This is a genomic window from Streptomyces sp. NPDC048370 (assembly GCF_043200825.1).
In the GTDB taxonomy this organism is placed as follows: Bacteria; Actinomycetota; Actinomycetes; order Streptomycetales; family Streptomycetaceae; genus Streptomyces.
This window is the reverse complement of sequence record NZ_JBICYI010000003.1, coordinates 368,983-383,908: the sequence shown is the minus strand read 5'-3', so window position 1 is coordinate 383,908 and position 14,926 is coordinate 368,983. Positions and strand designations below refer to the sequence as shown.

General features: G+C 71.1%; 12 protein-coding genes. 5 read left to right on the top strand and 7 right to left on the bottom strand.

What is annotated here, in order from left to right; genetic code table 11:
- The first annotated feature begins 437 nt into the window (after positions 1–437).
- Entirely contained in the window at positions 438–1,790 is a 1,353-nt protein-coding gene (locus ACGFYP_RS09080) for a VWA domain-containing protein (RefSeq protein ID WP_393488219.1), read from the top strand.
- On the opposite strand, the gene ACGFYP_RS09075 is transcribed toward ACGFYP_RS09080, so the two are convergent.
- Together ACGFYP_RS09075 and ACGFYP_RS09070 are read right to left on the bottom strand one after the other, a co-directional pair.
- Positions 1,757–2,914: a sensor histidine kinase gene (locus tag ACGFYP_RS09075; RefSeq protein WP_393488216.1), complete on the bottom strand. Its 1,158-nt coding sequence runs from the start codon at positions 2,912–2,914 to the stop codon at positions 1,757–1,759. The two genes, ACGFYP_RS09080 and ACGFYP_RS09075, sit on opposite strands and share 34 nt — an antisense overlap.
- A gap of 35 nt (positions 2,915–2,949) precedes the next feature.
- Positions 2,950–3,603, bottom strand: coding sequence for a response regulator transcription factor (locus ACGFYP_RS09070; RefSeq protein ID WP_393488214.1), 654 nt, complete (start codon positions 3,601–3,603; stop codon positions 2,950–2,952).
- Positions 3,604–3,751: 148 nt separating this feature from the next.
- Here ACGFYP_RS09070 and metG point away from each other — a divergent pair, with 148 nt between their 5' ends.
- Entirely contained in the window at positions 3,752–5,359 is a 1,608-nt protein-coding gene (gene metG, locus ACGFYP_RS09065; protein WP_393488212.1) for a methionine--tRNA ligase, read from the top strand.
- Positions 5,360–5,427: 68 nt separating this feature from the next.
- Here metG and ACGFYP_RS09060 read toward each other — a convergent pair whose 3' ends face one another.
- From ACGFYP_RS09060 to aspS, 3 genes are all read right to left on the bottom strand, one after another.
- Positions 5,428–5,778, bottom strand: coding sequence for a DoxX family protein (locus tag ACGFYP_RS09060; protein ID WP_393488210.1), 351 nt, complete (start codon positions 5,776–5,778; stop codon positions 5,428–5,430).
- A gap of 263 nt (positions 5,779–6,041) precedes the next feature.
- Positions 6,042–6,866 carry a hypothetical protein gene (locus ACGFYP_RS09055; protein ID WP_393488208.1) on the bottom strand — a complete coding sequence of 275 codons (825 nt, stop codon included), beginning with the start codon at positions 6,864–6,866 and terminating at the stop codon, positions 6,042–6,044.
- A gap of 183 nt (positions 6,867–7,049) precedes the next feature.
- Positions 7,050–8,882: an aspartate--tRNA ligase gene (gene aspS / locus ACGFYP_RS09050; protein ID WP_393488206.1), complete on the bottom strand. Its 1,833-nt coding sequence runs from the start codon at positions 8,880–8,882 to the stop codon at positions 7,050–7,052.
- Between the two features lie 171 nt (positions 8,883–9,053).
- On the opposite strand from aspS, the gene ACGFYP_RS09045 reads away from it, so the two are divergent.
- Positions 9,054–11,222 (top strand): SpoIIE family protein phosphatase, encoded by a 2,169-nt coding sequence (locus tag ACGFYP_RS09045; RefSeq protein ID WP_393488204.1) that lies wholly within the window; start codon positions 9,054–9,056, stop codon positions 11,220–11,222.
- A 173-nt stretch (positions 11,223–11,395) separates the two neighbouring features.
- Positions 11,396–12,214, top strand: coding sequence for an MBL fold metallo-hydrolase (locus tag ACGFYP_RS09040; protein WP_393488202.1), 819 nt, complete (start codon positions 11,396–11,398; stop codon positions 12,212–12,214).
- 45 nt (positions 12,215–12,259) lie between these two features.
- Here ACGFYP_RS09040 and ACGFYP_RS09035 read toward each other — a convergent pair whose 3' ends face one another.
- Complete coding sequence (locus ACGFYP_RS09035; RefSeq protein WP_393488200.1) at positions 12,260–13,348, bottom strand: AI-2E family transporter; 1,089 nt, start codon at positions 13,346–13,348, stop codon at positions 12,260–12,262.
- 292 nt (positions 13,349–13,640) lie between these two features.
- Between ACGFYP_RS09035 and ACGFYP_RS09030 the strand changes: the two genes are divergently transcribed.
- Positions 13,641–13,844, top strand: a complete 204-nt coding sequence (locus tag ACGFYP_RS09030; protein WP_393488198.1) for a DUF5708 family protein — start codon at positions 13,641–13,643, stop codon at positions 13,842–13,844.
- A gap of 57 nt (positions 13,845–13,901) precedes the next feature.
- On the opposite strand, the gene ACGFYP_RS09025 is transcribed toward ACGFYP_RS09030, so the two are convergent.
- Complete coding sequence (locus ACGFYP_RS09025) at positions 13,902–14,873, bottom strand: pirin family protein (RefSeq protein ID WP_361959955.1); 972 nt, start codon at positions 14,871–14,873, stop codon at positions 13,902–13,904.
- Between the last annotated feature and the right edge of the window lie 53 nt (positions 14,874–14,926).

Below are 14,926 nucleotides of genomic sequence, written 5' to 3'. Positions count from 1 at the left end.
CGGGAATTGGTCCGGCGGTGACGTTATGTGCACACATCTGCACGGGGGCGGCGCTGAAGTGAACGCTGCATGAATGGGCAGGAACGGAGGTTCGTTCGGAGGCTCTTCGCGGGCGTGGCGCGAGCCGCGCGGGAGCCGGGGAGGGTCGATTATGGGCCACCGAAGGCGACACACCCGGGGCCGCTAACCTTACGTGTCCGCCCTGGCCAGGGATGATTCCTGCCAGTACGGACATTCACCGCACTCAACTCATGCGAAAGGCCTCGCCCATGGGCATTCGGAGCTTGCTGCGCAAGGTGTTCGGACGCGATCGTGCGGAACAGCACGCTGATTCCCCGGCAACCTCCGTCCCGGCCCAGGGGGCCCCGGCCTCACGGGAGCGGGAGGAGGAGGCGACGACGCCGGCGGCGGCTACTGCAGCTGCTGCTGCGGAGCCTGTGGAGGCTGTTGCGACGGTCTCGACCGCTTCGGCGACGGCTTCGACACCGGCTTCGTCGGCGCCCGCGGCGTCGGCCCTGGAGCAGGACGACGCCAAGCGCGCCGCGGACGACCTGGTGGCGGCCGCCTTCGACAACCCGAAGGTCCCGGCTGCACGGACGGCGACTTCGCCTGTGACTGCGGAGGCTGAGGCTGATCCGGTCGTGGCTGAGGCGGAGCCGGAGGCCGTGGTGGCTGAGGCGGAGCCGGAGGCCGTGGTGGCTGAGGCTGAGCCGGAGGCGGAGGCCGAGGCCGTCGTCCCGGAGGCCGAGCCGGTCGTGGCGGAGGCCGAGCCGGAGGTCGCTGAAGAGCCCGAGGCCGTCGTGGCCGAGGTCGAGCCGGAGCCGGTCGTGGCGGAGGAGCCCGAGGCCGTCGTGGCAGAGGTCGAGCCGGAGGCCGTCGTGGCCGAGGAGCCCGAGCCGGTCGTAGCCGAGGTCGAGCCCGAGCCCGTCGTGGCCGAAGCCGAGCCCGAGGTCGCCGAAGAGCCCGAGCCCGTCGTGGCCGAGGCCGAGCCGGAGCCGGAGCCCGTCGTGACCGAGCCCGAGCCGGAGCCGGAGCCGGAGCCCGTAGTCGCCGAGGCCGAGCCCGAGGCTGCCGCGGAACCCACCCCTGCGCCGGAACCCGCACCCACCCCCACGCCGGAACCCGCACCGGCTGCCGTCCCGGCCGCCACCCCCTCGCCCCTGGCCGACGCGCCTCAGCTCGGTGAGGCGTACGCGGCCGCCGAGGAGGTGCTCAAGGAGCGCGGGCTGATCGATGCTCGGGCCGCCGTGTACCTGGTGGTCGACCGGTCCGGCTCGATGCGCGGGTACTTCAAGGACGGGTCCGTCCAGCGGATCGCCGAGCAGACCGTGGCCCTCGCCGCGCACCTCACCGAGGACGCCGCCGTCACCGCCGTCTTCTTCTCCACCGACATCGACGGCACCGCCGAACTCCGCCCCGCCGGCATCGACGGCCGCATCGACGAGATCAACGCGGGCCTCGGCCGCCTCGGCCGTACGAACTACCACCGCGCCGTCGAAGAGGTCCTCGCCCACCACGAGAAGGCCGACCCCACCCGCCCCGCCCTCGTCGTCTTCCAGACGGACGGCGCCCCCGAGTCCAAGACGGCCGCCACCCAGGCGCTCGCCGAGGCCGCCGAGCGCCCGATCCACTGGCAGTTCGTCGCGTGGGGCGAGGAGGACAACAAGGCGTTCGACTTCGTCCGTAAGCTCACCGCCCCCCGCACCGGCCACTACCTCGCCGGGGGGACCCCCTCGGAGACCGCCCACGCCGACTTCTACCGCGGGCTGCTCTCCACCTGGGAGGCCTGACCGGAACCGACGGCTGGCCCGGTGGTGACGGTGATCGGCAACGTCACCGTCACCACCAGGCCCCCGCCCTCCGCCTCCCCTCGGGCCACCGCGCCCACCGTCCCTCCGTGCGCCGACGCGATCGACCGCACGATCGACAGGCCGAGCCCCGCCCCCGGCCCCATCCGGTCGCGCCCCTCGCCCCGCCGGAACGGCTCGAAGAGCCCCGGCACATCGGCTGCCGCGACCACCGGCCCCGTGTTGGCGACGGTCAGCACGCCGGCGTCCACGCGCACGTCCACCGATCCGCCGGGGACGTTGTAGGCGACCGCGTTCGCGACGAGGTTCCGTACGAGCTGCCCGAGCAGGACGCGACTCCCGAGCACGACACCCCCGCCACCGGGGCCGCCGTACTCCACCCCGTACGTCTCGCACTCCTCCTCGACCACCGCCCCCAGCTCCACGTCCTCCCGCTGCTCCAGCCCGCGCTCGCTGCGGGCCAGCATCAGCAGCCCCTCGATGAGGCGCTCGCTGCGTCGGTTGCTGTCCAGGAGGACCTGCTTGACCTCGTTCGTGTCGTCGAGGCCGATCTGGATCGCGGCGCGCTGGGTGGCGAGCGGGGTCCGCAGCTCGTGCGAGGCGTTCGCGATGAACCGCCGCTGGCTGTCGAACGCGGCCTCGAGCCGACCGAGCAGCGCGTCGATCGTGTCGCCGAGCTCCTTCAGCTCGTCGTCGGGACCGCTCGCCGCGATCCTCTCGTGGAGGTTCCGCTCCGAGAGCCGCCGCGCCCGGGCCGTCATCTCGTGCACGGGCCGCAGCACCCGCCCGGCCGTCCACCACCCCACGGCGACGGCGCAGAACGCCATGGCGACGAGGGCCATGCAGGACCACATGAGCATCTGCTCGCCGGCGGCCCGGCTGACGTCGTCGCTGAGCCGGTACGCGGTGACGGTCTCGAACGGCGCGACCACCCGCACCCGCGCCGCGATCGCCTCCGCCTCGCCCTCCGTACCGGCGCGGGACAGCAGGTTCACCACGGTGAGGAGGCAGCCGCCGAGGACGAGGAAGACGCCCCCGTAGACGAGCGCGATCCGCGTCCGGATGGTGGACCCGGCACCCAGCGATCCGGCTGGCAGTCCTGACATCCCTGACGTCCCCGACGTCCCTGACATCCCCGTCGTCACAGCGCGTACCCCACTCCCTGCACCGTCCGGATCAGCGCCGGCTCGCCGAGCTTCCCGCGCAGTTTGCTCATGCAGACCCGTACCGCGCCCGTGAAGGGGTCGGTGTGGGCGTCCCAGGCCCGTTCCAGGAGCTCCTCGGCCGAGACCGTCGCCCCGTCCGCCTCAAGGAGGATCTGCAGGACGGAGAACTCCTTCGGGGACAGGTCGAGCGCCCGCCCGTCCCGCGTCACGTCACGCCGTACGGTGTCCATCTCCACGCCCGCCCGCGCGAGCCTCGGCGGTACGGGCCGGGCGCTGCGCCGCCGCAGGGCGCGCACCCGGGACACGAGCTCGGGGAACTCGAAGGGCTTGCCGAGGTAGTCGTCGGCGCCGAGGTCGAGCCCTTCCACCCGGTCCTCCGTCGAGGCGGAAGCCGTCAGCATCAGGATCCGGGTCCGGGCGGAGCGGCCGACGAGCGCGCGGGCCACGTCGTCGCCGTGGACGCGGGGCAGGTCGCGGTCGAGGACGACGACGTCGTAGTCGTGCAGGCCCAGGTAGGCGAGGGCGGCGTCGCCGCTGTAGACGGTGTCGACGGCGAAGCCGGCCCGCCGCAGCCCGGTGGCGAGGAGCTCCGCGAGGACCTCCTCGTCCTCGGCGACAAGTACGCGCATGATCTCTTCCTCGCTGCTGACGGCCACGGCTCTTTCTACGCCGGACAACGTTTCGCGGACGTCTCCGCGCTCCCGCCCCGTCCCACCCCTCGGTCGTCGACCCTTATCGATGTGAGTGGATCTTGAACTGCCCGTTAGGATTTCGACCATGGCGGCCACTGGATCCGAGAAGCAGGGGGCGAAGGCGTTCTACGTCTCGACCCCCATCTACTACGTCAACGACGCTCCTCACCTGGGCCACGCCTACACGACCGTCGCAGGCGACGTGCTCACGCGCTGGCACCGTCAGCGCGGCGAGAAGGTGTGGTACCTCACCGGCACGGACGAGCACGGTCAGAAGATCATGCGCACGGCCGAGGCGAACAACGTCACGCCCCAGGCCTGGTGCGACAAGCTCGTCGAGGAGGCGTGGAAGCCCCTCTGGGAGCACCTGAACATCGCGAACGACGACTTCATCCGTACGACGGAGAAGCGGCACACGGATCGCGTCCAGGAGTTCGTGCAGGACCTGTACGACAAGGGCGAGATCTACAAGGGCGGGTACGAAGGCCCGTACTGCGTGGGCTGTGAGGAGTACAAGCTCCCGGGCGATCTCATCGAGGCCGAGGACGGCACGAAGCTGTGCCCGATCCACAAGAAGCCGGTGGAGATCCTCAAGGAGGAGAACTACTTCTTCAAGCTGAGCGAGTACGGCCCGAAGCTGCTGGAGTTCTACGAGGCGAACCCGGGCTTCATCCAGCCGGAGTCGGCGCGCAACGAGGTCGTGAACTTCGTCAAGCAGGGCCTGCAGGACCTGTCGATCTCGCGCTCGACGTTCGACTGGGGCGTCCCGGTGCCGTGGGACGAGAAGCACGTCATCTACGTGTGGGTCGACGCGCTCCTGAACTACGCGACGGCGGTCGGCTACAACGAGAACCCGGAGAAGTTCGCGGAGACCTTCCCGGCCAACGTGCACCTGGTCGGCAAGGACATCCTGCGCTTCCACGCGGTGATCTGGCCGGCGATGCTGATGGCGCAGGGGCTTCCGGTCCCGGGCCGGGTGGCGGCGAACGGCTGGCTGATGGTCGGCGGCGAGAAGATGTCGAAGTCGAACCTGACGGGCATCAAGCCGCAGGACCTGACCTCGCACTTCGGCGTGGACGCGTACCGCTGGTACTTCCTGCGCGCGATCGCCTTCGGCAGCGACGGCTCGTTCTCGTGGGAGGACTTCACCGCCCGCTACACGAGCGAGCTGGCGAACGACTACGGCAACCTGGCGTCCCGGGTCGCGGCGATGGTCGGCAAGTACTTCGACGGCGCCCTGCCGGCCGCGACGGCCGACGGTGACGCGGAGAAGGCGATCCACGAGGGCCTGGCGAAGGCCGTCGCGACGGCCGACCTGAAGATCGGCGAGGAGCTGGACTTCCAGGGCGGCATCCTGGCGATCTTCGACTTCGTGAAGCAGGTCAACGGCTACATCACGGAGCAGGAGCCGTGGAAGGTCGCCAAGGACGAGTCCGAGGCGGGCCGCGCCCGTCTGGCGACGATCCTCTACACGGCGGCCGAGTCCCTGCGCGGCGTCGCGGTCCTCCTGAACGCGATCATGCCGGAGACCTCCCAGAAGCTCTGGGACTCCCTGGGCGCGGACGCCGCCCTGGGCGCCCTGCCCTCCCAGCCGGTCCAGTCGGCCGGCGAGTGGGGCCAGCTCCCGGCGGGCACGACGGTGACGAAGGGCGCGGTCCTCTTCCCCCGCCTGGAGGACCCGAAGAAGGACTGACGTCCGCACGTCTCACGGCGAAGGCCGCCACCCCGCTCGGGGGTGGCGGCCTTCGCCGTGCGGACAGGTCAGACGATCACGAGGACGGCGACGGCGGGCGCCATGTAGACCAGCGGGAAGGGCACGTGGCCGTACGAGCGGGCGCGGAGCACGGTGATCACGGCACCGGCGAAGTACAGGACCAGCCCGATCGCGGCGAGGGTCCCGATCACGGGCACGAAGAACCCGACGAGGAGCCCCAGGGCACCGGCGAGCTTGGCGGCCCCGAGCCAGTTCCACCAGGCCCGCGGCACGCCGTAGTCGGCGAGAGGCTCGACGACGAACGTCGCCCGGAGGAAGACCGAGGCGCCGGAGAACCCGGCCATGAACGCGGCGAGGGCGGTGACGACGATGGCGGTGGTGGTCATCTCGGCGAACATCTCGACGGCTCCTTCAGCCTCTCCCGTATCCGCCTCGACCGAGCCGGACACAGCACTGACGGAGCCCGGCCGAGAGGTGTGACAGCCCCTGCCGAAGAGCTTCATCGAACCCCGTTCACACGTGTGGGTCACGGGGGCGAGGTGCTCCGCAGGTCGGTGACCGGTCGCCCACCGGACACGGCGGACGACCGTCCGATCGCCGTGCCGTCGTCGAACTTGATGACTTCGAGGCTCGACAGGCCCACATGTTCGGGCAGGAGTCCTCAGGCTGTGAGGTCCGTGCGGAAGTGCGCCCGAGCCGTGGCGAGCAGCTGCGGCAGGGCCGAGGGCTTGGCGTCGTACTGCTGGTCGTTGACGTGGAGTTGGTAGACCTGGCCGCCCTCGCCCGCGACGAAGATCTCGGTCCGGTGGCAGGGGATGGCCCCCGCCGGCCAGTGGTAGTCCATCTCCATCCGTACCGCGGGCTTCCCGCCCTGTCGGTCCGGGTGGGTCGTGGCCTTCAGGGCCTCCATCTTCGACTCCGCCGTCTTCCGGTACCAGGCGAGTTGACCGATGGCCGCCGACTGGGCGCTGTGCCCGTTGGTGCTGTCCCGCTTCACGCCGATCACGTAGCGGTTGTCGGGAGAGACCCAGGTGGACTGCAGCGCGCTGTCCTCGTCGAGCTTCCAGCCGTTGGGTACGGCGACCTCAAGGCTGAGCGCCTTCGCCCTGACGACGTGCCAGCCTCGTGGCACCGGCGGAGGTGCGGAGGGCGGGGAGGACGAGGGGCGGGGCGAGGGGCTTCCGGGCGAGGGCGATGCCGAGGAGTCGGACGTGTCGCTGGGCCGGACCCCGGTCGCACTGGCCGACGGGCTCTCGGCCGGCGGCGCGGCCTCCCCGGTCTGCCCGGTCGACTGCCCGGATCCGGCACCGCGCCCCTCACCCGCGGCGCCACCGGAGCCGATCACCCCCAACAGCCCGAACACCAGGGCCGCCAGCGCGGTCACCGCTGAGACAACAGCGGCCAGCTCGGCCGCCTTCCTGGTCCTGCTGCTTCTACGACCCCCCGCGCCCCCGGCGCCGTCCTCGTCGTCTGCGGGCGTCACCACGTCGCTCATCGCACCCCCCGGTTGCCGAACGTTGCTTCAACGGTACGTCAGGGAAGTCACCAACTCCCTTGCGAACATGGCCGATTCGACGGAACTCGGTTCACCTTCCGGCACCGTGGCATATGCCGAAGGCCCGGGATCCGAGGATCCCGGGCCTTCACTCGTCCGAGGGACGGCTGCTTACTACCGCGCCGCGTCCGGGTGGACCGCGTCCGTGATCGGGCGGTCGGTGGTGGCGGGGGTTTCGACGACCTTCGACTCGACCGGCTTGCGGAGCTGGATGTGCAGCTCGCGCAGGCGGGACTCGTCGAGTTCCGTCGGGGCGCCCATCAGGAGGTCCTGGGCGTTGCCGTTCAGCGGGAAGGCGATCGTCTCGCGGATGTTCGGCTCGTCGGCCAGGAGCATCACGATGCGGTCCACGCCCGGGGCGATGCCGCCGTGCGGCGGGGCACCGTACTCGAAGGCGCGGAGCATGCCCGCGAACTCGTGCTCGACCGTCTCGCGGGAGTAGCCCGCGATCTCGAAGGCCTTGAACATGATCTCGGGCTCGTGGTTCCGGATCGCGCCCGAGGAGAGCTCGATGCCGTTGCAGACGATGTCGTACTGCCAGCCGAGGACGTCCAGCGGGTCCTGGGTCTCCAGGGCCTCAAGGCCGCCCTGCGGCATCGAGAACGGGTTGTGCGAGAAGTCGATCTTGCCGGTCTCCTCGTCCCGCTCGTACATCGGGAAGTCCACGATCCACGCGAAGCGGAAGACGTTCTCCTCGAACTGGCCCGCGCGCTTCGCGGCCTCGACCCGGACCGGGCCCATGATCTTGGAGACCTCGTCGAACTCGCCCGCGCCGAAGAAGATCGCGTGGCCCGGCTCCAGGCCGAGGCGCTCGGTGAGGACCTTGATGTTCTCCTCGGTGAGGAACTTGGCGATCGGGCCGGTGAGGGCGTTGCCCTCGCCGACGCGCACCCACGCCAGGCCCTTCGCGCCGAGGGAGACCGCGAAGTCGCCCAGGGAGTCGAAGAACTTGCGCGGCTGGTCGCCCGTGTTCGGGACGGCCAGGGCGCGGACGTGCTTGCCCGCGAAGGCCTTGAACTCCGACGCCTCGAAGACGTCCGAGATGTCGACGAGCTCCAGGGCCGTGCGCAGGTCCGGCTTGTCGTTGCCGTACTTCAGCATCGACTCGCGGAAGGGGATGCGAGGGAAGGGGGAGGTGACGTGACGGCCCCCGCCGAACTCCTCGAAGATCTCCGTCATGAGCTTCTCGATCGGCTGGAAGACGTCCTCCTGCTCGACGAAGCTCATCTCGACGTCGAGCTGGTAGAACTCGCCCGGCGAGCGGTCCGCGCGGGCGTCCTCGTCGCGGAAGCACGGCGCGATCTGGAAGTAGCGGTCGAAGCCGGAGATCATCAGCAGCTGCTTGAACTGCTGCGGCGCCTGCGGCAGCGCGTAGAACTTGCCCGGGTTCAGGCGGGACGGGACGACGAAGTCGCGGGCGCCCTCGGGGGAGGTCGCGGCGAGGATCGGCGTCGCCATCTCGTTGAAGCCGAGGGCCACCATCTTCGAACGGATGGAGGCGATGACGGCCGAGCGCAGCATGATGTTGCGGTGCATGCGCTCGCGGCGCAGGTCGAGGAAGCGGTACTCCAGGCGCCGCTCCTCGTTCACGCCGTCGTCCGTGTTGACGGTGAAGGGGAGCTGCTTGGCCGCGCCCAGGACCTCGACCTCGGCGGCCTCGATCTCGATCTCGCCGGTCGGAAGCTCCGGGTTGATGTTCTCCGCGCCGCGCGAGACGACCTTGCCGTCCACGCGGACGACGGTCTCCTTCGTCAGCTTGTCGAGCACCTCCGCCGCGGCCGTGCCCGGCCGGGCGACGAGCTGCGTGATGCCGTAGTGGTCGCGCAGATCGATGAAGAGGATGCCGCCCAGGTCGCGCCGATTGTGCAGCCAGCCGCTCAGCCGGACGTCGGTGCCGACGTCAGAGGCGCGGAGCTCGCCGCAGGTGTGGGACCTGTACCGATGCATCGTCGTTCATCCAGTCTTCGTGATCTACGGGAACAGAAGGGGCGTGCCGTCGGGACGGCAGCGTGTGCGCCGCCGAGACGGCAGACCCGGCCAAGCCTACCGGGAGACCCAAGATCGCATTTCGAATACGCTCGGTGGCGACCTTCTGTCCGATATTCATAAAGTGGGGCAATGCGCACCGAGGATGTCCTGGCCGCGATCGCGACCGGCCTGTGGCGCTGGGACAACGCATCCGGGATCGTCACCCTCGACGCCGAGGCGGCCCGGCTGCTCGGGCTGCCCGCCGAACCGGTCCAGCTCACCGAGGCGGCCGTACGCTCCCGGTTTCATCCCGTCGACTGGAACGAGATCGACGGGGTCGTGAACCTCGCCGTCGCCGAAGGGACCCTCGCCGAGGCCCGGCTGCGGATCATGGACGGCCACGGACGGGTGATCCGTACCGTACGGAGCAGGTCCAAGCCGCTCCTGGAGGGCGCCGACTACCAGCTCGTCGGCACCCTCCAGGAGGTCGCCGAACCGCAGCCCGGCACCGCCGCCCGTACGCCCATCACCGGCGACTGGCGGCGCTCCCGCGAGGCCTTCCTGCTCGACGCGGGCCGGGCGCTCGCCGAGGCCCGGTCGACCGCCGAGGTGCTGCGGGTCGCCGCCTCCCTCTCCATGCCGGGCTTCTCGCCGGACGGGCTCGCCGTCTTCGGGGTCGCCGGCGAGCGGCTGACGATCATCGGCCACCACGGGCACAACGTGGGCGACGAGGGCCCCTTCACCTCGATGTCGGTGGACACCGACTACCCGGCGGCCGAGGTCGTACGGACCGGGCGGGCGATCTATCTGCCGACGCCGGACGAGTACCTGCGGCGCTTCCCGGTGACCTGGCCCCTGGCGCAACGTTTCGGCAGACAGTCCTGGGCGTACCTCCCGCTGATCGTCGCGGGCCGCACCATGGGCGCCTGGATGGCCGCCTTCAAGCACCCCGTCGCCTTCACCCCCGACGAGCGCTCCGTCCTCACGACCGTCGCCCGGATGCTCGCCCAGGCCCTCGCCCGGGCGGGCGTCGCCGAGTCCGAGCGCGAACTGTCGCTCGGCCTCCAGCGGACGATGATGCCCGTCATCGGCCCCGGCATCCCGGGCCTGCACATCGCCGCCCGGTACGTGCCGACCGGCGGCGGGCTCCAGGTCGGCGGCGACTGGTACGACATGATCCAGCTGCCGGGTGGCCGCATCGCGCTCGTCATCGGCGACGTCCAGGGCCACGACGTGCGCGCCGCCGGGCTGATGGGCCAGCTGCGGATCGCCCTGCGCGCGTACGCCTCCGAGGGCCACCGGCCGGACGCCGTCCTCTCCCGCGCCTCCCGGTTCCTGTACGGGATCACCAACGGGGACACCCCGGAGAACGGGCACGACGGGGACACCCCGGGGAGTCGTGGCGACGAGGGCGCGGGTGCGAACGGTGACGGGGGCGTCCTGGGCGGCGGGCCGCGCTTCGCGACCTGCCTGTACCTGGAGATCGACCCGGTCACCGGTGTCGTGGACATCGCGCGGGCCGGGCACCCCGACCCGGCGGTCCGGATGACCGACGGAACGGTTCTTCTGCGCCCCACGGCCGGCGGGCTGCCCCTCGGCATCGACCCGGACACCGACTATCCGACGACCCGGTTCACCCTGGAGCCCGGCGAGACCCTGATGATGTGCACCGACGGGCTCCTGGAGACCGGCGGACACGACCTCGACACCGGCTGGGAACGCATCCGGGCCCTGCTCGAAGGGCACGACGGCGAATCCCTGGAGGAGCTCGCCGACAGCCTCGTGGAGGCCGTCCACGGCCCCGGCTCGCACTACACCACCGGGCCGCTCGCCGACCGCCGCGAGGACGACATCGCCGTCCTGCTCCTCTCCCGCCAGGGCCCGACCGCCCGCCAGGCCCCGCGCCGCACGATGATGACCGTCGCGCAGGCCGAACCGGAGCGGATCGCCGCCGCCCGCCAGCACATGCGGCAGCTGCTGCACGACTGGGTCGACGAGGACCAGGTCGACTCGGCGGTCCTGATGGTCTCCGAGATGGTCACCAACGTCCTCATCCACACGGACGGCGACGCGCTCCTCATCGCCGAGGTGACCTGCTCCAACGGCTCCCGGCGCCGGCTGCGGGTGGAGGTCGCCGACGCCAGCGACGAGCTGCCTCACAAGCGGCACCCGGGGGAGATGGCCTCGTCGGGGCGCGGTCTGGTCCTGATGGAGATGCTGGCGCACGCGTGGGGCGTGGACCCGCAGGGCGAGGGCAAGTCGATCTGGTTCGAGCTGAACGAGCCGCCGTCCGACGACGGGGCTGCCACGGGGGCCTGAGGCGTCGCACGGGGGCGCGGGAGCGCGGGAGCGTAGTACGGGAGGCGCGGGGCGCGGGGGCGCCGGGACGGACGCCGGGGCGCGGGGGCGCGCACAGCGCGCGCGGGGTGTACGGCCGCGGAGGAGACTGGTGTCGTACGAGCGCCGCCGCCGGGGGGACCACGGAGTACGCCATGGACACCCACAAGGTCGGAAGCGACACCACCGTCCTGGCCGACAGCCTCGAAGCACCGGGGATCGGCCACATTCCCGCCAACGCCTACGTCCTCAAGGCCAAGGAACCCGTCGTCGTCGACACCGGGCTCTCGCTGGCCGACCGCGACTTCGTCAACGCCCTTGGCTCGGTCATCGACCCCGCCGACGTCCGCTGGATCTGGCTCACGCACCCCGACCGCGACCACACCGGCGGCATCTTCGACCTGCTGGTCGCCGCGCCGCAGGCGAAGGTCGTGACCACCTTCATCGGCGCCGGGATCATGACCACCGAGCGCCCGCTGCCGATGGACCGCGTCTATTTCCTCAACCCCGGCCAGTCCATGGACGTCGGTGACCGCACGCTCGACGCCTTCCGGCCGCCGCTCTTCGACAACCCGGCGACCGTCGGCTTCTACGACGAGAAGACCCGGATCTGCTTCAGCTCCGACTGCTTCGGCGGGCCGATGCCGACCGCCGAACTGGCCGAGAGCGGCCACGCGAACGACCTCAAGCCGGAGGAGCTGCGGCAGACGCAGCTGCTGTGGGCGAGCGTGGACAGCCCGTGGGTGCACATCGTGGACGCGGCGAAGTACCGGGCGACGGTCGATCCGCTACGGGAGATGAACCCGGAGATCGTGCTCAGCACGCATCTGCCGCCGGCCGTACGGATGACGGACCTGATGATCGACACGATCATGATGGCGCCGGACGTGGACCCGTTCGTGGGCCCCGACCAGGCGGCCCTGGAGCAGATGCTGGCGTCCTTCGAACCGGGCGGCATGCCGGCGGCGACCTGACCTGTCCGCCCTCACGTCCCGACCGAGCCACGGCCCCGACCCGCGTCAGTCGGGGGCTGCCGCCTCCTGCGCCCCGGCCGTCCCGGCCGTCCCGTAGCGGTCGCGCAGCTCGCCGATCACCCCGAAGGCGGCGGCCGTGACGGGGACGGCGAGGAGCATGCCCAGGATCCCGGCGACGGACGCCCCGGCCGTGATGGCGAGCATGACGACGGCCGGGTGCATCTGGACGGTACGGCTCTGGATCGCGGGCTGGAGGACGTTCCCCTCGATGACCTGGACGGCGAGGACCACGCCCAGGACCCAGAGCGCGATGACGAAGCCCCGGTCGGCGAGCGCGACGAGGACGGCGACGGCCCCGGAGAGGAAGGCGCCGAGGTACGGGATGTAGGCCGTAACGAAGACGAGCGCGCCGAGGCCCACGGCCCCGGGGACCCGCAGGACCAGCAGCCCGATGGTGATGAGGACGGCGTCGACGAGGGCGACGATGGTCGTCCCGCGCATGAAGCCCTCGACGGCCTCGAAGGCCCGGCGGCCCATGGCCTCCAGCGTGTCGCCGGTCGACTCGGGCGCGAGCGAGCGCAGGACGCCGGCCGCCCGGTCGGAGTCGCGGAGGAAGAAGAAGATCAGCAGCAGGGCGAGGACGGCCATGGCGACGACCTGGCCCACGACGCTGAGCCCGGTGAGCACCCCGGAGGCGGCGGTCCCGCCGAACTTCTGCAGCAGCGACTTCGCGTTCTTGGCGAGGTCGTCGATCGAGGTCCCGGCGGCGCCCAGATGGTCGGCGATGTCGAGGGCGGCCTGCCGCAGCGAGGCGATGATCTGGTCGCCGGTCTCGATGAGCGCGAGGACCACGATGTAGGTGGCGCCGCCGACGAAGCCGAGCACGGCGAGGACCGTGAGCCCGGCGGCGAGCGACTTCTGCACCTTCATCCGCAGCAGGCGCCGGTAGAGGGGCCCGAGGAGCGCGGTGCCGAGGATCGCGAGCAGGACGGGCGTGACGGCCGTCTGGAACACGACGCACAGCCAGATCCCGACGGCGGCGACCCCGGCGACGAGCAGCAGCACGGCGCACCAGGCGGCGGTCCGCCGGGCGGCGTCGGGAAGGAGGGGCCTCTGCGGGCCCTGCGTCTGCACCCGTCCACCGGACCACGCCCCTCGGCGCGTCGTCCTGCGCTACGGGCCGGACGAGTGACGCACCGTCAGGACGGGTACTGGTTTCGGGGACGGGATACCGGGACCCGGATACCTACCGGGACCCGGATGCCGGGACCCGGGACCCGGATGCCGGATGCCGGTCCGTCGAACGGTGTAGTCCGGCTCGTCCCGCGGGAGGAGGGCGGATCCCCGCTCCGTTCCTAGGCTGAATGAAGACCCGTAGACGGTGCGCGGAGCACTGGCGCACGTTCTCGAAGGAGAGTGTCCGCACATGAAGCAGGCGTCGAAGAAACTGCTGGAAGGTGTCGTCACCTTCGCTGTCGGCCTGTCCCTGCGGTTGTTCACGGACGGGGTGGAGACCCCCGTCGTCACGCTGACGAAGGTCGGCGTGGTCCTGATGTGCGTCGGCGGCGTGCTCGCCGCGCTGGGCCTGTTCGAGACGATGCGCAAGTCGAGTCCCGTGAAGCCCGATTGAGCGCGGTCGGTAGGGCCGAGCCTCGGGAGGCTCGGCCCTCGTGTCCGCCGAAGGGCCCTACAGTCCGCCTTCGCCCATCCCGTGCACCGCCGGGATCGTGCCGAGGCGGCCCGCCTGGAAGTCCTCGAAGGCCTGGCGGAGTTCGGCCTGGGTGTTCATGACGAACGGGCCGTAGTGCGCCATCGGCTCGCGGATCGGCTGTCCGCCGAGGACGACGACCTCCAGGTCGGGCGTGTGCCCGTCCTGCTTCTCGTCCGCGCGCACGGTGAGCGCGCCGCCCTGGCCGAAGACGGCGGTCTGGCCCATGTGGACCGGCCTGCGCTCCGCGCCCACGGTGCCGCGCCCGGCGAGGACGTAGACGAGGCCGTTGAAGTCCTCGCGCCACGGCAGGGTCACCTCCGCACCCGGCCGTACGGTCGCGTGGATCATGGTGATGGGGGTGTGGGTGATGCCGGGGCCGGCGTGGCCGTCGAGCTCGCCCGCGATGACGCGGAGCAGCGCGCCGCCGTCGGGGGAGGTCAGCAGCTGCACCTGGCCGCCGCGGATGTCCTGGTAGCGCGGGGCCATCATCTTGTCGGAGGCCGGCAGGTTCACCCACAGCTGGAGGCCGTGGAAGAGTCCGCCGCTGAGGACGAGGGACTCCGGCGGGGCCTCGATGTGGAGCAGGCCGGAGCCGGCGGTCATCCACTGGGTGTCGCCGTTGGTGATGGTGCCGCCACCGCCGTTGGAGTCCTGGTGGTCGAAGATCCCGTCGATGATGTACGTGACCGTCTCGAAGCCGCGGTGGGGGTGCCACGGGGTGCCCTTGGGCTCACCGGGGGCGTACTCCACCTCTCCCATCTGGTCCATCATGATGAACGGGTCGAGGTACTGGTAGTTGATCCCGGCGAACGCGCGGCGCACCGGGAAACCCTCGCCCTCGAAGCCGGACGGGGCCGTGGTCACGGCGAGCACGGGGCGGGAGACGGCGTCGGCCGGGGCGGCGACGCGCGGCAGGGCGAGCGGGTTCTCGACAGTCACAGCGGGCATGGCGGGACCTCCTTGTGCGACCAGTTTAGTTGAACAATGAACTTCCTGCCACC